Origin of the sequence: Kitasatospora phosalacinea, assembly GCF_000716545.1 — a bacterium.
Lineage (GTDB): Bacteria > Actinomycetota > Actinomycetes > Streptomycetales > Streptomycetaceae > Kitasatospora > Kitasatospora phosalacinea.
In genome coordinates, this window is record NZ_JNWZ01000030.1 from 73,030 (window position 1) to 92,536 (window position 19,507).

Annotated in this window: 16 protein-coding genes, 3 tRNA genes and 1 pseudogene; 19 read left to right on the forward strand and 1 reads right to left on the reverse strand. The window is 74.0% G+C overall.

Features of this window, described 5'->3' with window-relative positions:
- Positions 1–117 precede the first annotated feature (117 nt).
- The 9 genes and pseudogenes from OO48_RS40685 to OO48_RS17080 all read left to right on the forward strand — a co-directional run bounded on the left by OO48_RS40685 (position 118) and on the right by OO48_RS17080 (position 11,211).
- Positions 118–3,515: pseudogene (locus tag OO48_RS40685) on the forward strand (Rne/Rng family ribonuclease).
- A 239-nt stretch (positions 3,516–3,754) separates the two neighbouring features.
- The gene (gene rplU / locus OO48_RS17045; RefSeq protein ID WP_033217056.1) at positions 3,755–4,072 is read left to right on the forward strand and encodes a 50S ribosomal protein L21; all 318 of its coding nucleotides are present in this window, start codon (positions 3,755–3,757) and stop codon (positions 4,070–4,072) included.
- 37 nt (positions 4,073–4,109) lie between these two features.
- Positions 4,110–4,367: a 50S ribosomal protein L27 gene (gene rpmA, locus OO48_RS17050; RefSeq protein ID WP_030906548.1), complete on the forward strand. Its 258-nt coding sequence runs from the start codon at positions 4,110–4,112 to the stop codon at positions 4,365–4,367.
- A 102-nt stretch (positions 4,368–4,469) separates the two neighbouring features.
- On the forward strand, positions 4,470–5,930 hold the full coding sequence (gene obgE / locus OO48_RS17055) for a GTPase ObgE (protein WP_033217058.1): 1,461 nt from the start codon (positions 4,470–4,472) through the stop codon (positions 5,928–5,930).
- Positions 5,931–6,110: 180 nt separating this feature from the next.
- Positions 6,111–7,247, forward strand: coding sequence for a glutamate 5-kinase (gene proB / locus OO48_RS17060; RefSeq protein WP_051732223.1), 1,137 nt, complete (start codon positions 6,111–6,113; stop codon positions 7,245–7,247).
- 80 nt (positions 7,248–7,327) lie between these two features.
- Positions 7,328–7,837 (forward strand): hypothetical protein, encoded by a 510-nt coding sequence (locus OO48_RS17065; protein WP_033217059.1) that lies wholly within the window; start codon positions 7,328–7,330, stop codon positions 7,835–7,837.
- 111 nt (positions 7,838–7,948) lie between these two features.
- Positions 7,949–9,256: a glutamate-5-semialdehyde dehydrogenase gene (locus OO48_RS17070; RefSeq protein WP_033217060.1), complete on the forward strand. Its 1,308-nt coding sequence runs from the start codon at positions 7,949–7,951 to the stop codon at positions 9,254–9,256.
- Between the two features lie 181 nt (positions 9,257–9,437).
- The gene (locus tag OO48_RS17075; RefSeq protein WP_033217061.1) at positions 9,438–10,064 is read left to right on the forward strand and encodes an SCO2584 family spore wall biosynthesis protein; all 627 of its coding nucleotides are present in this window, start codon (positions 9,438–9,440) and stop codon (positions 10,062–10,064) included.
- Positions 10,065–10,152: 88 nt separating this feature from the next.
- Positions 10,153–11,211 (forward strand): SCO2583 family membrane protein, encoded by a 1,059-nt coding sequence (locus tag OO48_RS17080; protein ID WP_033217062.1) that lies wholly within the window; start codon positions 10,153–10,155, stop codon positions 11,209–11,211.
- Between the two features lie 74 nt (positions 11,212–11,285).
- Here OO48_RS17080 and OO48_RS17085 read toward each other — a convergent pair whose 3' ends face one another.
- Complete coding sequence (locus tag OO48_RS17085; protein WP_033217064.1) at positions 11,286–12,368, reverse strand: M48 family metallopeptidase; 1,083 nt, start codon at positions 12,366–12,368, stop codon at positions 11,286–11,288.
- 274 nt (positions 12,369–12,642) lie between these two features.
- Between OO48_RS17085 and OO48_RS17090 the strand changes: the two genes are divergently transcribed.
- The 10 genes from OO48_RS17090 (at position 12,643) to OO48_RS17130 (ending at position 19,442) form a co-directional block, all read left to right on the forward strand.
- Positions 12,643–12,870 carry a hypothetical protein gene (locus OO48_RS17090; RefSeq protein WP_033217066.1) on the forward strand — a complete coding sequence of 76 codons (228 nt, stop codon included), beginning with the start codon at positions 12,643–12,645 and terminating at the stop codon, positions 12,868–12,870.
- Between the two features lie 239 nt (positions 12,871–13,109).
- Positions 13,110–13,259, forward strand: a complete 150-nt coding sequence (locus OO48_RS38920) for a hypothetical protein (protein ID WP_167346451.1) — start codon at positions 13,110–13,112, stop codon at positions 13,257–13,259.
- A gap of 265 nt (positions 13,260–13,524) precedes the next feature.
- On the forward strand, positions 13,525–14,097 hold the full coding sequence (gene nadD / locus OO48_RS17095) for a nicotinate-nucleotide adenylyltransferase (protein ID WP_425338553.1): 573 nt from the start codon (positions 13,525–13,527) through the stop codon (positions 14,095–14,097).
- Between the two features lie 19 nt (positions 14,098–14,116).
- Positions 14,117–16,306, forward strand: coding sequence for an LCP family protein (locus OO48_RS38375; protein WP_051732225.1), 2,190 nt, complete (start codon positions 14,117–14,119; stop codon positions 16,304–16,306).
- 119 nt (positions 16,307–16,425) lie between these two features.
- Entirely contained in the window at positions 16,426–16,863 is a 438-nt protein-coding gene (gene rsfS, locus OO48_RS17105) for a ribosome silencing factor (RefSeq protein ID WP_033217070.1), read from the forward strand.
- On the forward strand, positions 16,860–17,507 hold the full coding sequence (locus tag OO48_RS17110) for a histidine phosphatase family protein (protein ID WP_033217107.1): 648 nt from the start codon (positions 16,860–16,862) through the stop codon (positions 17,505–17,507). Before rsfS ends, OO48_RS17110 begins: the two co-directional genes overlap by 4 nt.
- A gap of 108 nt (positions 17,508–17,615) precedes the next feature.
- Positions 17,616–17,688 (forward strand) — tRNA-Ala (locus OO48_RS17115).
- A 38-nt stretch (positions 17,689–17,726) separates the two neighbouring features.
- Positions 17,727–17,799 (forward strand) — tRNA-Ala (locus OO48_RS17120).
- A 185-nt stretch (positions 17,800–17,984) separates the two neighbouring features.
- Positions 17,985–18,057 (forward strand) — tRNA-Ala (locus OO48_RS17125).
- Between the two features lie 92 nt (positions 18,058–18,149).
- Complete coding sequence (locus OO48_RS17130) at positions 18,150–19,442, forward strand: NsdA family TPR-like regulatory protein (RefSeq protein WP_033217072.1); 1,293 nt, start codon at positions 18,150–18,152, stop codon at positions 19,440–19,442.
- The last annotated feature ends 65 nt before the right edge of the window (positions 19,443–19,507 follow it).

The window sequence follows — 19,507 nt, forward strand, 5'->3', positions numbered from 1 at the left end:
CGTCCGCACGACGGCACCGTGGGAGCCGGACCGCCCGAAGCGGCGTCCGGCTGGTGAAAGCGGTGGAGCGTCGTGCCAGGACGCGGAGCCCGGGGGCCTGACGGGAGACACACCCGCATGCTCGAAAACACCGAACCGCAGCCCGCTGCGGCCGACAACAACGACAACGGCGCCACCGAGGGCGCCTCCGCGGCCCCGCCGCGGCGCCGCCGCCGGGCGGTGTCCCGCCCGGCCGGATCGCCGCAGGGCGCCGCGGGCGACAGCGCCCAGACGGTGGTCGCCGCCGCACCGGCCGCTTCCACCGCCGAGGAGCCGGCCGCCCAGGCGGCCCCGGCCGCCGAGGCCGAGCCCGCCGCCGAGAAGCCGGTCCGGGCCCGGCGCGCCCGCAAGCGCGTCGAGGCCCCGGCCGGTGCGCCGGAGGCGCCCGCCGCCACCGCTGAGCCCGAGCAGACCGCTCCGGCCGCTCCGGTCGAGGCCGAGGCCGTCGCGGAGCCCGAGGCGGAGGAGAAGCCGGTCCGGGCCCGTCGTACCCGCAAGCGGGCTTCCGCTCCCCCGAGGCCGTGGCCGAGCCCGAGCCCGAGCCGGTCGTCGAGGCCGAGCCGCCGCGCGCCCGTCGGCGGGCCGTGCGTCCGTCCACCGCGATCTTCCAGGCGCCGGTGTTCCAGGAGCCCGCGCCCTACACCGCCCCCGCTGCCCCCCCCGCCGCCGCGCCCGCCGCCGCCGCCAAGGCTGCCAAGGCCGCCGAGCCGGCCCCGGCCGCCGTCGAGCCCGAGCAGTCGGCCGCCGACGACGAGTTCGAGTACAGCGGCGTCGGCCGCCGCCGCCGGGTCCGCACCGCCGTGCGCGTCCAGCAGTCGGCCAGGCCGGCGAAGTCCGCGCCGCAGCCCGCCAAGGCCGCCCCGCAGCCCGCCAAGGCCGTCGCCGCCGCGCCGGTCGAGGCCCCCGCCGAGGTCGAGGCGCCCGCCGCCGGCCCCGAGCAGGACGCCGAGTGGGAGGACGACCGCCCGTCCCGCCGCCGTCGTCGCGGTGGCCGTCGCCGCCGTCGCGGTGAGGCCGAGGACGCCCACGAGGCGGCCGAGAACGAGACCGCCGAGACCGAGGACGAGGACGCCGCCCAGGAGGGCGCCGGAGACGACCAGGACGAGGCCGAGGACGACCACGAGGACGACCTGGCCGCCGGCCTGTCCTCCTCGCGCCGCCGCCGTCGCCGTCGTCGCCGCAGCGGCGAGGGCGGTGCCGAGCAGGCCGAGACCACCGAGGACGGCGTGCGGACCGTGGTGAAGGTGCGCGAGCCGCGCCGCCGCTCCGCCGAGCCCGCGTTCGACCCGGACGAGGTGCAGTCGATCAAGGGCTCCACCCGCCTGGAGGCCAAGAAGCAGCGCCGCCGCGAGGGCCGCGAGCTGGGCCGCCGCCGCGTCCCGATCATCACCGAGGCCGAGTTCCTGGCCCGCCGCGAGTCCGTCGAGCGGGTCATGGTGGTCCGCCAGAACGGCGCCCGCACCCAGATCGGCGTGCTCGAGGACGGCGTGCTGGTCGAGCACTACGTCAACAAGGAGCAGGCGACCTCGTACGTCGGCAACGTGTACCTGGGCAAGGTGCAGAACGTGCTGCCGTCGATGGAGGCCGCGTTCGTCGACATCGGCAAGGGCCGCAACGCCGTGCTGTACGCCGGCGAGGTCAACTTCGGCTCGCTCGGCGGCCACGGCGGCCCGCGCCGGATCGAGTCGGTGCTGAAGTCCGGCCAGTCCGTGCTGGTGCAGGTCTCCAAGGACCCGATCGGCCACAAGGGCGCCCGCCTGACCAGCCAGATCTCGCTGCCCGGCCGCTACCTGGTGTACGTGCCCGAGGGCTCGATGACCGGCATCTCCCGCAAGCTGCCGGAGAACGAGCGGGCCCGCCTCAAGCAGATCCTCAAGAAGATCGTCCCGGACGACGCGGGCGTGATCGTCCGCACCGCCGCCGAGGGCGCCTCCGAGGACGAGCTCACCCGCGACGTCCAGCGCCTCCAGCAGCAGTGGGAGGAGATCCAGAAGAAGGCCGCCACCGGCAACGCCCCGGCGCTGCTGTACGGCGAGCCCGACATGACCGTCCGGGTGGTCCGCGACATCTTCAACGAGGACTTCACCAAGGTCATCGTCAGCGGCGCCGACGCCTGGAACACCATCCACGACTACGTCTCCAACGTCGCCCCCGACCTCACCGAGCGCCTGCAGCGGTGGACCTCGGACGTCGACGTGTTCGCCACCTACCGGATCGACGAGCAGCTGATGAAGGCGCTGGACCGCAAGGTCTGGCTGCCCTCCGGCGGCTCGCTGGTGATCGACCGGACCGAGGCGATGGTCGTCATCGACGTCAACACCGGCAAGTTCGTCGGCCAGGGCGGCAACCTGGAAGAGACCGTCACCCGCAACAACATCGAGGCGGCCGAGGAGATCGTCCGCCAGCTGCGGCTGCGCGACCTCGGCGGCATCATCGTGATCGACTTCATCGACATGGTGCTGGAGTCCAACCGGGACCTCGTGCTGCGCCGCCTGCTGGAGTGCCTGGGCCGCGACCGCACCAAGCACCAGGTCGCCGAGGTCACCTCGCTCGGCCTGGTCCAGATGACCCGCAAGCGGGTCGGCCAGGGCCTGCTGGAGTCCTTCTCCGAGCCCTGCGTGCACTGCAACGGCCGCGGCGTGATCGTCCACATGGACCAGCCCAGCCACCACCACGGCTCGCACACCGCGCCCGCCGCCGGTGCGGGCGAGGGCGGCGGCAAGCGCCGTCGCCGGGGCCGCGGCGGGGCCGGGAACGCCGAGGCGGACGCGGTCGAGGGCGGCACCGCGGCGTTCGGTTCCGTGGAGCCGGAGGAGGCCGAGGAGGCCGTCGAGGCGGCCGAGGTCGCGCTCGACGTCGTCGAGGAGCTGGAGCCGGTCGACGCGTTCGCCGACGCCGAGGTCGTCGAGGCCGTCGCCGAGCCGGTCGCCGAGGAGCGGCCGAGCCTGGTGGAGATCCCGCCGGCCGCCCCCGCGGCCGGGGGCCGCACCCGGCGCCGCGCGGTGCGCAAGGCCACCGCCCCGGCCGGGGCCTCCGGCGAGGCCGAGATCGTGGTCCTGCAGGCCCGCGCCGAGGCCGCGATGGAGGCCGCGCTGAGCGCCGCCGAGAAGTCGGCCGCCGAGGCCGCCGAGCAGCCCGCCGTCGAGGTCGCCGAGACCGCCGCGGAGGTGGCGGCCGAGGCCGTCGCCGCGGTGGAGCCGGACGCCGAGGTCACCGTCGAGGTCGCCACCGAGCAGCCCGTCGGGGCCGAGGAGGCCGAGGAGGCCGCGCCCAAGAAGCGCGCCCCCCGGAAGACCGCCGCCAAGACCGCGACCAAGACCGCCGCCAAGAAGACCACGGCGGCCAAGAAGACCGCGGCGAAGAAGACCACCGCCACGGCCGCCAAGAAGACCACCGCCCGGAAGACCGCCACCAAGCGGACCGGCGCGGCGGCCAAGAAGACCGCGGCCGCCGAGGGCGACGGCGCCGCGGAGTGATCCCCGGAGGGGGCCGGGAGCACCGCTCGGGCGGTGCTCCCGGCCCCCTCGCACGTCCCGGTTTGTCTTCGGATGGGCTGGTCCGTATTCTTGACCATCGGCGTGTTGACGCCGCGCTCCAGAGCACCTCACCTCCCGGGTGGACGCCGCTTCCGGCGTCCGACGGGGGAGGCCGCTTGTGTCCGTGCCCGGGCGGCTGGCATCCGGAGTTCCGACCGAGTTAGGAAAGTAGGTACCGCATGTACGCGATCGTTCGCGCCGGCGGCCGCCAGCACAAGGTCGCCGTTGGCGACGTGCTGGAGATCGACCGTATCGACGCCAAGCCGGGTGACTCGGTCGAGCTCTCGACCATCCTCGTCGTCGACGGTGAGTCCGTCACCTCCGACCCGTGGGTGCTCGGTGGCGTGAAGGCCCACGCCGAGGTCGTCGACCACACCAAGGGCGACAAGCTCGTCATCCTGCGCTACAAGAACAAGACCGGCTACCGCCGTCGCCAGGGCCACCGCCAGAAGCACACCGCGGTGCGCATCACCAGCATCGACTCGGTCAGCAAGTAACCACTTCCCGCGGTCTTCCTAGAAAGGGGATAGCCAGATGGCACACAAGAAGGGTGCGAGTTCCACTCGCAACGGTCGTGACTCGAACGCCCAGCGCCTCGGCGTGAAGCGCTTCGGCGGTCAGGTCGTCTCCGCCGGCGAGATCATCGTCCGCCAGCGCGGCACCCACTTCCACCCGGGCGCCAACGTCGGCCGTGGCGGGGACGACACCCTGTTCGCGCTGACCGCCGGTGCCGTGGAGTTCGGCAACCGTCGCGGCCGCAAGGTCGTCAACATCGTGGCCGTCGAGGCCTGAGTCCGTACAGACTCGCTGTGAAGGGTGGGCCGGGATGATCCGGGCCCACCCTTCCGCTTTACCGCAGGACACCCTTTTTCTTTCGCACGGGAGGCACCCCTCATGACCACCTTCGTGGACCGCGTCGAACTGCACGTCGCCGCGGGTAACGGGGGCCACGGCTGCGCCTCCGTGCACCGGGAGAAGTTCAAGCCGCTGGGCGGCCCCGACGGGGGCAACGGCGGTGAGGGCGGCTCGGTGATCCTGGTCGTCGACGCGCAGGTCACCACCCTGCTCGAGTACCACCACTCGCCCAAGCGCAAGGCCACCAACGGCAAGCCCGGCGCGGGCGGGCACCGCACCGGCGCGGCCGGCGCGGACATCGTGCTGCCGGTGCCGGACGGCACCGTCGTGCTGGACCGCAAGGGCAACGTGCTGGCCGACCTGGTCGGCCACGGCACCAGCTTCGTCGCCGCCCAGGGCGGCCGCGGCGGCCTGGGCAACTCGGCGCTGGCCTCGGCCCGCCGCAAGGCGCCCGGCTTCGCGCTGCTCGGCGAGCCCGGCGAGGCCCGCGACATCGTGATGGAGCTGAAGTCCGTCGCCGACGTCGCGCTGGTCGGCTACCCGAGCGCGGGCAAGTCCTCGCTGATCTCCGTGCTCTCCGCCGCCAAGCCGAAGATCGCCGACTACCCGTTCACCACGCTCGTCCCCAACCTCGGCGTGGTGACCGCCGGCGAGACCGTCTACACGATCGCCGACGTGCCCGGTCTGATCCCCGGCGCCAGCCAGGGCCGGGGCCTGGGCCTGGAGTTCCTGCGGCACGTCGAGCGCTGCGAGGTGCTGGTGCACGTGCTGGACTGCGCCACCCTGGAGCCGGGCCGCGACCCGCTCACCGACCTGGAGACCATCGAGGACGAACTCGCCCAGTACGGCGGCCTGGACGACCGGCCGCGACTGGTCGCCCTCAACAAGATCGACGTGCCGGACGGCCAGGACATCGCCGACCTGACCCGCGCCTCGCTGGAGGAGCGCGGCTACCGCGTCTTCGAGGTCTCCGCGCTCGCCCACAAGGGCCTGCGCGAACTCTCCTTCGCGCTGGCCGAGATCGTCGCCGCCGCGCGCGCCGCCAAGCCCGTCCAGGAGAACACCCGCATCGTCATCCGGCCCACCGCCGTGGACGACGCCGGCTTCACCATCGAGGAGGAGGACGGCGCGTACCGGATCCGCGGCGGCAAGCCCGAGCGCTGGGTCCGCCAGACCGACTTCTCCAACGACGAGGCCGTCGGCTACCTCGCCGACCGGCTGGCCCGGCTCGGCGTCGAGCAGGAGCTGTGGAAGATCGGCGCCAAGGAGGGCGACACCGTCATCATCGGCTCCGACGAGGACGCCGTGGTGTTCGACTGGGAGCCGACCATGGCCGCCGGCGCGGAGATGCTCGGCCGCCGCGGCGAGGACCACCGCATGGAGACCCAGCGCCCCGCCGTCGACCGGCGCCGCGAGCGCCAGCGCGGCCGGGACGCAGCGGAGCAGGAGTACCTGGACTTCGAGGCGCTCTCCTCCGGCCGCGAGCAGCTCGACCAGTAGCGGTTCGCCCGGGCCGGACCCGGGCGCGGACGCACGACAGGGGCGCGGACTTCACCGTCCGCGCCCCTGTTCGCGCTTTTCACGACCGCGACGTCTCACGCCTCGTCGCGATTTCGTGACCCGTGAGCCCGCTCGCTAGATTGCGGGCGTACACAGGCTGCGTCGGGAAGGGTCGGACTGATGGTGGATCAGTTGCTCCGCGAGGAGGTCGTCTCGGCGCGGCGGATCGTGGTGAAGGTCGGCTCCTCCTCGCTGACCACCGCCGCCGGCGGGCTGGACGCGGACCGGGTGGACGCGCTGGTGGACGCGCTGGCGAAGCTGCGCTCGGGCGGGGACGCGCCGGAGGTCGTGCTGGTCTCCTCCGGTGCCATCGCGGCCGGCCTGGCCCCGCTCGGACTGGCCAAGCGGCCCAAGGACCTGGCCCGGCAGCAGGCCGCCGCCAGCGTCGGCCAGGGCCTGCTGGTGGCCCGGTACACCGCCTCGTTCGCCCGCTACGGGGTGCGGGTCGGCCAGGTGCTGCTGACCGCCGAGGACGCCAGCCGCCGGGCCCACTACCGCAACGCCTACCGGACGCTGGACCAGCTGCTGGCGATGGGCGCGATGCCGATCGTCAACGAGAACGACACCGTCGCCACCGCGGAGATCAGGTTCGGCGACAACGACCGGCTGGCCGCCCTGGTGGCGCACCTGGTGCGGGCCGACCTGCTGGTGCTGCTCTCGGACGTGGACGGCCTGTACGACGGCGACCCGGCCAAGCCCGGCAGCAGCCGGATCGCGGTGGTGCGCGGCCCCGAGGACCTGGCGGGCGTCGAGGTCGGCAGCGCCGGCAAGGCGGGCGTCGGCACCGGCGGCATGGTCACCAAGGTCGAGGCGGCCCGGATCGCCACCGGTGCCGGCATCCCGGTGGTGCTCACCGCCGCCAGCCAGGCGGCCGACGCGCTGGCCGGGCGGCCCACCGGCACGCTGTTCCTGCGCACCGGCAGCCGCTCCGCCGACCGGCTGCTCTGGCTGGAGCACGCCTCCTCCCCGCGCGGCGCGCTCACCCTGGACGACGGGGCGGTGGCGGCCGTCGTGCACGGCGGCAAGTCGCTGCTGCCCGCCGGGGTGACCCGGGTGGAGGGCGAGTTCGCCGCGGGCGATCCGGTCGACCTTCTTGGCGAAAACGGTCACATCGTCGCCCGCGGACTGGTCAACTTTGATGCGAGGGAGTTGCCCCGTCTGCTCGGCCGGTCCACCCGAGAACTGGCCCAGGAGCTCGGCGCCGCGTACGAACGCGAGGTCGTCCACCGCGACGACCTGGTCGTGCTGCGCGGCTGAGCGCGGGCGGCGGGGCCGGTACGGGGGGTGGGAGCAGCGGGCCGGGGGGCCCGCGCGACACGCTGAATGGGAGGCCGCCGGTGGTTCGCAGGCGGGAGGAAGCGCTGCCGGGGCAGAGGCCCGAGCGGCGGCTCACCAGCATCGACGGCGGCCGGGGCGTCGAGCAGCGGGCTCCGCGGGAGGCCGAGCGGGAGAGCGGGCGGGACGGCGCGGCCGAGGAGGCCCGGGAGCCGGGCGCCGAGCGCGAGCAGGCCCGGATGTGGCACGTGGTGCTGAGCGTGGCCGGGGCGGCGACACCGCTGCCCGAGCTGCGGACGGCGCTGGAGAAACTGGCGCACGACCACTCGTTCTTCCTGACCGCCCGGTACGCCGCGGACCACGCCGAGGTCCGCTACTGGGAGGAGGCGCGGGACCTGCACGACGCGGCGGCGATCGCGCTGCGGCTGTGGGGCGAGCACAAGGCCAGCGCGAAGCTCCCGGCCTGGGAGATCGTCGGCCTGGAGGTGGTGGACCGCCCGACGTACCACAAGCGGGTCGCGGAGGGCTTCGGGGATCCGCCGCCGCAGCCGGGCGGGGTGCACCCGTACTGAGCGCGCCGGCCGCCGGTTGCGGGGAACTTCCGCGGGGACGCTCCCGCGGGGACGTCTCAGCGGGCGAAATGCGCGGCGGGGCGGGGCCGTCGGCTCGCTAGGCTTGGCGGCATGAGCGATCTCACCGCCACCGCCGACAGCCCCGTCCTCGCCGCCGCGCGCCGTGCCCGGGAGGCGGCCGCCGCCCTGGCGCCAGTGCCGCGTTCGGCGAAGGACGCCGCGCTGCTGGCGATCGCGGACGCGCTGGTCGAGCGGACCGCCGAGATCACCGCCGCCAACGCGGAGGACGTCGAGCGGGCCCGGGCGGCCGGCACCGCCGAGTCGGTGATCGACCGGCTGACGCTCACCGCGGAGCGGATCGCCGCGATCGCCTCCGACGTCCGCAGCGTGGTCGGCCTGCCCGACCCGGTGGGCGAGGTGGTCCGCGGCTACACCCTGCCCAACGGCCTCGACGTGCGCCAGGTCCGCGTCCCGCTGGGCGTGGTCGGCATCATCTACGAGGCCCGGCCGAACGTCACGGTGGACGCCGCCGCGCTGTGCCTGAAGTCCGGCAACGCGGTGCTGCTGCGCGGCTCGGGCTCCGCGTACCGCTCCAACACCGCGCTGGTGGAGGTGCTGCGCACGGCGGTGGCCGGCGCGGGCCTGCCGGCCGACGTGATCCAGCTGGTGCCGGGCGAGGGCCGCGAGTCGGTGCGGGAGCTGATGCGCGCCCGCGGCCTGGTCGACGTGCTGATCCCGCGCGGCGGCGCCTCGCTGATCCGCACCGTGGTCGAGGGCTCGACCGTCCCGGTGATCGAGACCGGCACCGGCAACTGCCACGTGTACGTGGACGCGCGGGCCGACCTGGCGATGGCCGTCGGCGTGCTGCTGAACTCCAAGGCGCAGCGGGTCAGCGTCTGCAACTCCGCCGAGACGCTGCTGGTGCACCAGGACGTCGCGGACGCCTTCCTGCCGCTCGCGCTGGCCGCGCTGGCCGAGGCCGGCGTCACCGTGCACGGTGACGACGCGGTGCTCAAGGCCGCCGAGGGCACCGGGGTGACGGCCGTCCCGGCGACCGAGGAGGACTGGGAGACCGAGTACCTGTCGCTGGACCTGGCGGCCGCCGTGGTGCCCTCGCTGGAGGCCGCCGTGGAGCACATCCGCCGCTACTCCTCGGGCCACACCGAGGCGATCGTCACGAGCTCGCAGCCCGCCGCCCGCCGCTTCACCCAGCTCGTCGACTCCACCACGGTGGCCGTCAACGCCTCCACCCGGTTCACCGACGGGGGCGAGTTCGGGTTCGGCGCGGAGATCGGCATCTCCACCCAGAAGCTGCACGCCCGGGGCCCGATGGGCCTGCCGGAGCTGACCAGCACCAAGTACATCGTCACCGGCGACGGGCACGTGCGCGGCGAGGCCCGGCAGACCGTCGGCGGCTGACGCGCTCCACCCGCTGCCGTCCGCTGCCGTCCGCTCCCGTCGCCGGGGAGCGCGGTGCGGGGGTGGGCCGGGCGGTGCGGGTGGGGCGGGCCGGGCGGTGCGCGGCCGAATGCCGTAGCCCGTCCGGACCCGATCGGCGAGACCCACAGACAAACGCCCCGGCCGGTAATACATTGAATCCGTGGCTGAGGATGTGGGGGGCTCGCCGTACTCCGACGGCGCCGACCACGGTGGTGCGGACGACGAGTTCGCCACCGTGGTCTTCGACGAGAGCTTCGTCCGCTCCGCCGCCGTGCACGAGCCGAGCGCCCGGGAGCGGCAGCTCGCCGCCGCCGAGGCCCGGCTGGAGCCGGAACAGGCGGGGGCGGCCCGGAGCTACGAGTTCACCGAGCACGCCGAGCACGCCGGCGGGGGCGACGGCCTCCCGCTGGAACTGCGCCCGCTGCCCGGCGGACTCGACGAGGACCGCTTCTACCCGGACCCGTGGTCGGGCTGCGACCGGCAGGAACGGCGCGTCCGCCGCTCCCGGGTCCGCGCCTTCGACCCGCTGCGCGGCGGCACGGTCGCCCAGCAGCGCTGGCACCGGCCGGTGGCCTGGGTGCTGGCGCTGGTGATGGGCGTCGGCCTGGTCGCGCTGTCGGTCGCCGCGGTGTACCGGGGCGTCGGCGGGGCGGCGCAGGAGCCGCCGGCCCGGCCGAGCAGCGGCAGCAGCCAGAGCGGCGGCGGTCGCGGCGGCGGGGACCAGGGCGGGAGCCCGGCCGCGGTGCCGGTGCAGCCGTCCGCGGTGGCCGCCGGGTCCGTCGGCTGACGCTCCCCCGGGGGCCCGTCACCCGCCGTCGCGCACTCGTTGCCCGCGCGCCCTCGTCGCGGGCGGCGCGCGAGTCTACCCTGGTGTCATGGGTGACCCGCGCGAGCCTCCTGGGGGCACGCCCGAGGGTGGTTCCAACGACGACGAGTTCCGGTCCGTCGTCTTCGACGAATCGTTCGTCCGGGCTGCCCGGATCCAGGAGCTGTCCGCGCAGGAGCGGCTGGCGGGCGCCCTCGGCCGGGCCACCCGGCCGCGCGGCTGGGGCTGGCTGTCGCTGCCCCGGCAGGCCGTCGTCCTGCTGCTGGTGGTCGTGATGGCGTTCGCCGCCGCCGTCTACTTCGGGATCAGCTCCCCGCGCGGCCAGAGCGCCCCGCCCAGCGGCACCCAGCTGACCGTCAGCCTCACCCCGCTCGCCCCGCCCGGGACGGTCACCGCGGCCGCCGACCCCGGCAACCCGTTCGCCGGGCTGCCCGCCGGGTACGCCGACGGCCAGGCCGGGCTGGGGATGCCGGCCGCCACCGCCACCGCCCACTTCACCGGCTCCCAGGTGCAGCGGGCCCTGGACTCCGCCCAGCACTACCTGGTGCTCTCCGAGCTGACCCCGGCCACCCTGACCGCCAACGAGACCGCGCAGATCAGGTCCCTGGTCACGGCCGGCGAACTCACCCAGTACGACGACAGCACCAACTCGCCCCGCGACGACCAGCACCACGCCGCCACCGGCTGGATGGTGCGCTTCGACCCCGGGCAGGTCGCCCTGGCCACCGAGACCGTCAAGGTCACCGGGAACGTCCGGGTCGGCGAGCTGGACGGCGACACCCTGGAGGTCACCGCCGACCACACCCTGGTGTACGCGCTGCGCCCGGCCGGCACCACCAGCGACCCCGCGGTCACCCTGTACGCGGTGCGCCGGGCGGTGCGCATCGACATCGACCGCACCGACCTGGACACCGGCCGGCTGCGGGTGGTCGACGCCGCGGTGCAGGCCGGACCCAGCTCCTGCACGGCCGGGCAGAGCGACTACCTGCGGCCGGTGCTCGCCACCACGGCGGGCGTCCGCCCGAGCAACCCGCCCGCCGTGGACCCGGCCGACCACGGACGGCCGGCCTGGGACACCTGCGGGGTGCTCGGGCCGATCGCCGGCTGACGCCGGGCGGGCCGGGTCCGGCGGGGCGGGGCCGCGGTGGGCCGGGTCCGGCGGGGCGGGACCGTGCCGGCCCGTCAGCCCTGGGAGTCGCCGCCGTCCGTGCCCTCGCTGCCGCCGCCGCTGCCGTTGCTGCGGCCGGCGCCGGTGAAGGTGTCGCGGAGCTTGCCGCCGACCGTGCCGACGCCGTTGCCCAGGTCGCGCAGCAGGCCCATCAGCGGGTCCTTGCTCTCCTTCATCGACTGCGAGTACGACTCGGCGGCGGCCTTCCACTGCGCGCTGACCGAGGCGTCCGGGTCGTCACCGCGGCGCGGGTACGCCCCGGCCAGGATCGAGCGGTACTCCTCGCTCTCCGCCCACTTCTTCAGCTTGGCCACCCGCACCACCGCGAACGGGTGCGACTGCGGCAGCACCTGGAGCAGCTTCAGCACGCTGTCGCGCAGGTCGCCGGCCTTGTCGTACTCGGCGGCCTGCTCCAGGAACGCGTCCACGTTCATCTCGGCCATGTGCGCGCCGCCGGCCAGCTTCATCAGCGACCGCATCGACGCCTGCAGGTCCTGTCCCGCCAGCAGACCGGCCCGGTCGCTGGACAGTTCGGCCTTGCGGAACCACTCCTTGAGCGCGGTGATCAGCGCCATGATCGCCAGGTTGCCCAGCGGTATCCAGGCGATCCGGGTGGCCAGGTTGGTGAGGATCAGCAGCATCGTCTGGTAGACGGCGTGCCCCGACATCGCGTGACCGACCTCGTGGCCGATCACCGCGCGTAGCTCCTCCTCGTCCATCAGCTCGACCAGGCCGGTGGTGACCACGATCACCGGGGTGTCCATGCCGATGCAGTACGCGTTGACCTTCGGGTCCTGGGAGACGTACAGGTCCGGGACCTTGTCCAGGTCCAGGATGTACGCGGCGTCCCGCACCATGTCGTACAGCTCCGGGAACTGACGCTCCGACGTCTTGACCGCGGTGGCCAGGAACATCAGGCGCACGCTGCGCTCGGACACCAGGCCGGCCAGCTTCTTCAGGACGTCGTCGAAGCCGCTGAGCTTGCGCATCGCCACCAGCCCGGAGCGGTCCGCCGGGTGCTCCCAGGCCCGGGTGGAGATCTCCGGGAAGCGCTGGCGTCGGCGGCTCGGCGCGGAACCCTTGGTCATGTCGGTCATTGAGTACCTCTCCTGGATCGACGCCGGCACCGGCACCTGTGGCCGGCCCCCGCTGCTTTCCACTTCAACGTCGGTGTGTCCGTACTCGTCCCCGCGGTCACGCTACGCCGTCCGCCCCCCGGCCCGGGAGACGGGGACCGGGGGAGCCGGGGAGACCGGGGACCGGGGGAGCCGGGGAGACCGGGGCACCCCGCGGGCGACCCGGGACGCCGGGGCCGGGAACGGCGGTAAACGGGACTACCCTGGCTCTGCCGTACCGAACAAGGAGTCCGTGATGTCCACTGCCGCCCTGGTCCAGCTCGCCGGACCGATCTCCAGCGCGAACGGCCCCGGTCTGTTCCTGCGGTTCATCCTGATCGCCTCCTTCGTCGGAGTCGGCCTGATGGTGTGGGCGCTGGCCCGGGCCGGCCGCGACGGCGCCAAGCGCGACGCGGAGCGCCAGGCGGCCCGTGAGACCGAACCGGCCGCGACGGCCGGGCGCACCGCCGACGACCTGGGCTGACGCGGGCCGTCCCGGTGGTCCGGGCCCGACGGCCGGGGCCGCCGGAGGACCGTCCCGGGCCCCGTGGAGGCGCGTCCGGGGCCTCGCGGAGGCGTGAGCGGCCGGACGGCGGCTCACGAGTGGTCAGACGCGGTGGGCCGCCGCGCGGTTGCGTGTCGGGCCCCCGTACGATGAGCGCGCGGGCCGTACGGTCCGTGACCGCCTGGTCCTCACCCCGAGCCGAGAAGGTCCCGCCGATCATGAGCACTGCTGCCCTGCCCGCCATCGTCCACCTCGCCGAAGAGGGCGGTAACCACGACAGCCTCAACCCCCTGCTGACGGGCGGCTCGGCGCTGTTCATCCTGCTGCTCCTGCTGTTCATCACCACCCGCTTCAACCGCGACCGCTGACCGGCCGCGCCGCCGCCCCGCCCGCCGCGCGCCCGCGGCCCCCGGGGTGGCGGAGCGCGGTGCGTCCGGGGCCCGCGAGGCTGCGGGGCGCGGTGCGTCCGGGGGCCGCTGACGGGCGGAATCCCCGGTACATCCGCGTCGCGTAAGGTGTGGCGCCATGAGAGAGCAGGTCGAGACCCCCGGGACGAACGTGGCGCCGGACACCTCCGCGCCGGGCAGCCCGGTTCCGGACGGCGGTCCGCGCAGGCGACGACGGCTGGGCGTGATGGGCGGCACCTTCGACCCCATCCACCACGGGCACCTGGTCGCCGCGAGCGAGGTGGCGAGCGCCTTCCAGCTGGACGAGGTGATCTTCGTCCCCACCGGGCAGCCCTGGCAGAAGTCCGACCGGCAGGTCTCGCCGGCCGAGGACCGCTACCTGATGACCGTCATCGCCACCGCCGAGAACCCCCAGTTCTCGGTCAGCCGGATCGACATCGACCGCGACGGCCCCACCTACACCGTCGACACCCTGCGCGAGCTGCGCGGCCTGCACCCCGACGCCGAGCTCTTCTTCATCACCGGCGCCGACGCCCTCGCGCAGATCATCTCCTGGCGCTCCTCCGAGGAACTCTTCGCCCTCGCGCACTTCATCGGCTGCACCCGGCCGGGCCATACTCTCTCCGACACCGGCCTGCCGGTCGGCGGCGTCTCGCTGGTCGAGGTGCCCGCGCTCGCCATCTCCTCCACCGACTGCCGGGTGCGCGTCGCCAAGGGCGAACCCATCTGGTACCTGGTGCCGGACGGCGTGGTCCGATACATCCACAAGCGGGCGCTCTACGCGTCGGCCCGGCCTTGATGCCCCCAGGAGGGACGACGTGACCGGAACGTCCGACGACCAGAACTGGTTCGGCCAGCAGCCCCAGCCCCAGCCCCAGCCCCAGCAGCCCCGTCCGCCCCGCCCCGAGCAGCCGCAGCCCGGCTACTACGCGCAGCAGCAGGGGTACGACGGGTACGAGGGCTACGAGCAGCAGCAGGCGTACGGGCAGCAGGGGCAGGCGCAGGGACAGCAGCCGCCGTACCCGCCGCAGCAGCCGCCGCCGGCGCAGACGTACGGGCAGGGCGGCCAGTACGAGCAGCAGTACGACCAGTACGGCGCCCAGCAGCAGCAGTACCAGCAGCAGTCCCAGCAGGGGCAGGGGCCTGGGGCGTACCCGCAGCAGGACCCTTACGGCGGCGGGCAGCAGGCCGCCGCCGGGTACCCGGCGCAGGGCTACGAGCAGACGGGGTACGGGCAGGGCGGCCAGTACGAGCAGGGCGGGTACGGGCAGCCCGGGTACGAGCAGGGCTACGAGCAGTCCGGGTACGGGCAGGGCGGCCGGTACGAGCAGGGCGGGTACGGGCCGCAGGGGTTCGAACAGGGCGGCTACGAGGGGCAGTTCGGCGGGCAGCAGGGCGGGGACGGGTACGGGCGGCAGTCCTACGACCCCTACTACGGACAGCAGCAGCCGGGGCAGGGCGCCGGGCAGGTGCCGGGCCAGACGTCCGGGCAGGGGTCTGGGCAGGCGACCGGGCAGGCTTCCGCGCGGGTGGCGGGGCGTTCGGCGGCCGCGGCTTCTGCTGCCGGTGCCGGTGCCGGTGCCGGTGCTGGTGCCGGGGCCGGCGCGGTGGTGCCGCCGCGGGCGCGTCCGGGGGCCGCGGCCGCGGCCGCTCCGGCTTCGGCGGGTGGCGCGGCGGACGCGCCGGTGGAGGAGCCGTCCGAGCTGGTCGGCGGGCGGGCGGCGGCCGCGGCTGCCGCCCGGGCGAAGGCCAAGGGCGGGGATTCGTACACCACGGGCGAGTTCAGCTTCGTCGACGAGCAGACGGAGGAGTCCGAGGACGCGATCGACTGGCTGAAGTTCGCCGAGTCGCGCAGCGAGGTACGGGCCGAGCGCCGGCGGCGGTTGCGCAACCGGCTGCTCTCGCTGGTGGTGGTGTTGGCGGTGCTGGTGGCCGGCGGGGCGGGCTACCTGTGGTGGAGCGGGAAGATCGGCGGCGGTGACGACGCGGAGGCGGCGGTCGGCGGCCGGTACGTCAACGTGGTGCACCTGCGCGACCCGCAGGGCAAGGTCACCACCGCGCTGCTGGTCGACGACGAGGGCGGCAAGAAGGCGACCGTGCTGCTGCTGCCGGACACCCTGCAACTGCCCAGCAGCGGAGCGTCCTCCACCACCACGGTCGGCAAGTCCCTGGACGAGATCGGCGCCTCCGCGACCCGCGACGGCCTGTCCGCGGTGCTCGGCGCCAAGGTGGCCGGCACCTGGCGGTTGGACACCCCCTACCTGCTGCTGCTGGTCTCCCAGCTCGGCGGCATCAAGGTGGACACCAACGCCGAGGTGCGCGAGGACAACAAGGTGCTCGCCGCGGCGGGCAAGGACGTCCTGCTGAACGGGCACGCCGCCGTCGCCTACGCGACCCTGCAGGCGCCGGGGGAGAACCGGGACGCCCAGCTCGCCCGCTTCGGGCAGGTGATGGCCGCGCTGATCAACACCATGCCGACCACCATGGCGGACGCCACCGACGACGTGCACCGGATGAACTCGGTCGCCGACCCGTCGCTCCCGGAGGAGGCACTGGCCGGCGTGCTGGTCAACATGGCCAAGCAGGCGAAGGCGGGACACCTGGCCACCGCCACGCTCACCGCCAAGGCCGACGGCACCCTGGACGACGCCACCGCGGGCAAGCAGGTGAAGGAGATCCTCGGCGGCACCATCGGCAAGGCCAAGGGCAGCGGCGGTGCCACCCGCGTCGCCGTGGTCAACGCCTCCGGCAGCGACACCACGTCGGTCGCCGCGCAGGCCGCGGTCACCAACACCGGCATGGACGTGCTGCCCTCCACCGCGAAGGCGCCGGACCAGGCGGCCTCCGAGATCCGCTACACCGACGACGCCGCACGGCCCGCGGCCCTCACCCTGGCCACCAGCCTGGGCCTGCCGGACTCCGCGGTGAAGAAGGTCACCGACGCGCAGAACGCGGACCTGGTGCTGGTGGTCGGCAAGGACTACCAGCCGCCGGCGCAGAAGCAGTAACGACGGTGCGGCCGCGGCCGCACCACCGTGATCGGGGCCCGGGCGGAAAACGCTCCGGGGCTCCGTCGCGTTCGTGAGATCCTGGGAGGGTATCCCCACAGCCGATCCGGAAGAGCATCGTGACCGTCACCGACCGAAGCCAGGAACTGATCACCGTCGCCGCACAGGCGGCGGCCGACAAACTGGCGCACGACATCATCGCCTTCGACGTCAGCGAGGTGCTGTCGATCACTGACGCCTTCCTGATCGCCTCCGCCGCCAACGACCGCCAGGTGCGGGCGATCGCGGAGGAGATCGAGGACCAACTGCGAGAGAAGCTCGACGTCAAGCCGGTGCGCCGGGAGGGCGAGCGCGAGGGCCGCTGGATCCTGCTCGACTACCTGGACATCGTGGTGCACGTCCAGCACTCCGAGGAGCGCTCCTTCTACTCGCTCGACCGGCTGTGGAAGGACTGCCCCGAGCTGCCGCTCCCCGAGGACGCGCTGGCCAGCCGGAACCGGCCGGAGAACGCCGTCACCGACGCGGCCGGCAACGCGGTCTCCGGGGGCGACCTCTGAGCCGGTCGGGGGCCTGGCCGCGCATCGTCTTCTGGCGGCACGGCCAGACCTCCTGGAACCTCGAATCGAGGTTCCAGGGCACCACGGACATCGAGCTCACCGACCAGGGCGTCTTCCAGGCCCAGCGGGCGGCCCGGCTGCTCGCCGGGCTCCGGCCCGACCTGCTGATCTCCTCCGACCTGCGGCGGGCCCGGCGCACCGCCGCCGAGCTCGCCGCGCTCACCGGCCTGGAGGTGCACCACCACGAGGGCCTGCGGGAGACCTACGCGGGGGAGTGGCAGGGGCTCACCAACGCCGAGATCCGGGCCCGCTACCCCGAGCAGTACGAGGCGTGGGCGAACGGCGAGCAGGTGCGGCGCGGCGGCGGCGAGCTGGCCACGGAGGTGGCCGACCGGTCCGTCCCGGTGGTGCTGGACGCGGCGGACAAGCTGCCGGAGGACGGCACCCTGGTGGTGGTCAGCCACGGCGGCACCATCCGCACCATGATCGGCCGGATACTGGGCCTGGAGCCGCAGTTGTGGGAGCGCTTCGGCGGCCTCTCCAACTGCTGCTGGTCGGTCCTCGGCCAGGACTCGCGCGGCTGGCGGCTGCTGGAGCACAACGCGGGCACGCTGCCGCAGCCGGTCATCGGCGACGAGACCTGACGGCCGACCGACCCGGATTTCACAGTTCCGGCTCTGACCAGCTAGAGTCTTCCTCGTTCGCAGCGAGGAACGCAGACGGGAGACCGGGGGCGGGAGTCGCGGAACTGCGGGGCTATAGCTCAGTTGGTAGAGCGATTGCATGGCATGCAATAGGTCAGGAGTTCGATTCTCCTTAGCTCCACTCCGCACCGGTGGTCCGTGAGTGGTCGTCAGTGTCGCGGGGCTATAGCTCAGTTGGTAGAGCGATTGCATGGCATGCAATAGGTCAGGAGTTCGATTCTCCTTAGCTCCACAGCAGTTCCGCGAGGCCGCTGCCCGAACAGGGTGGCGGCCTTCGGTGTCTCCGCGGTCGGGTCGGTGGGCCCGGGTGCGGGCCGGGGTCACGGCCGTCGCGGGGGCCCCGAAACGGATTAGGGCCGGGGGCGCCGACCGTGTAGAGTTATCGATGTCGCCGAGGGAAACCGCAGGTGAAAGCATGGGGCTATAGCTCAGTTGGTAGAGCGATTGCATGGCATGCAATAGGTCAGGAGTTCGATTCTCCTTAGCTCCACAGTAGTCCGGAGGCCGTCCCGCGAGGGGCGGCCTCCGGTCGTTCACGGGACTCCCCTGCCGAGCGGGGCGCGGGGCCGCTACGGTCGTGCCATGGCCGACCTGGTGCGAAAACGGAACGACGAGCTCGCCCGGATACTCCACCAGCTCGGCTGGAGCCCGGAGCGGCTGGCCCGCGAGGTGAACGCGGTGCTTCCGACCGGCATGGCGATCAGTTCCACCGCACCGTACAAGTGGCGCGACCGGGGCATGGTGCCGCGCTCGCCGCACGACCAGACCGTCTGCGAGGTGCTGGGCCGCAGCGTCGGCATCGCCGTCACCTACGAGCAGCTCTGGGGGCGGATGGGCTCCCACCGGGGCGCGAAGATGCTCTCGCCCCGGCTGCTGACCGACCCGTGGACCGCCGACACCGCGCAGACCGCGCTCCGCGAGGCGGGGGCCGACGGCGCCCCGGTGCGCCTGACCGACCTGTTCCGCGGCGACGAACTGGAGCAGGCGGCCCGGCACTGGGCCTCCCCGCCCCCGCCGGTCACCGGCGGGGAGGGCGCGCTGCGGATCGCCCCCGAGCAGTTGGCCGACCTGCGGCTGTCCTACGAATCCAAGCAGCGTCTGGAACGCGCCTACGGCGGCGGACTGATCCTCGACCTCGCCAAGGCCGAACTCGCCATGGTGGGCAAGCTGTTGGAACTCGGCAGCTACGACGAGCCGCTCGGCCGGGAGCTGTACGGGGCGGCCAGCCGGCTGGCCCGGCTGGTCGGCTGGGCCAACTACGACATGGGTAACGACGCCGCCGCCCAGCGGGCCTTCGTCGCCGCCCTGCGGGCCGCGCACGTCTCCGGCGACCCCCGGCTCGGCGTCGGCGTGGTCGGCTGCCTCGCCGTCCAGGCGACGTACAACTCCGGCGGGCGGGGACTCGACCCGGTGGCGATGCTCTCCACCGCGCTGCGCGCCGCCGACGCCGTGCTGACACCGCGTGAGCGGGCCCTGCAATTGGGGCGGATCGCCCGGGCGCACGGCCGCAAGGGGGAGCAGATCAGTGCGGAGGCCGTCGCCGAGCGGGCGTTCCGGGTGCTGGAGGACGTGGAGGGACACGTGCAGGAACGGGCCGACCTGGAGGGCATGGTCGGCGAGGGGTACCTGCTGCTCGGCGAGCACGAGCAGGCGCGCGGCCTGCTGCTGGCCTCGATCGAGGCGCTCTCCACGGAGCGGGCCAGGGCCAAGGCGCTGCTGATGGTGCGCCTCGCCGACTCCTACCGCCGCACCGGCGAGCGGGCGGAGGCCGAGCGGACCGCCGACCGGGCCCGGCTGCTCGCGGCCGGCATGCAGTCGGCGCGGGTGGCGCGGGCCCTGCGGGACTTCGACACCGCGATGCGCGCGGAGGCGTAGCCCGGGGGCGGGCGGGGCGGCCGGGCCGAGTGGGCTGGGCGGGTTGTGCGGGGGCGGGGGAGGGG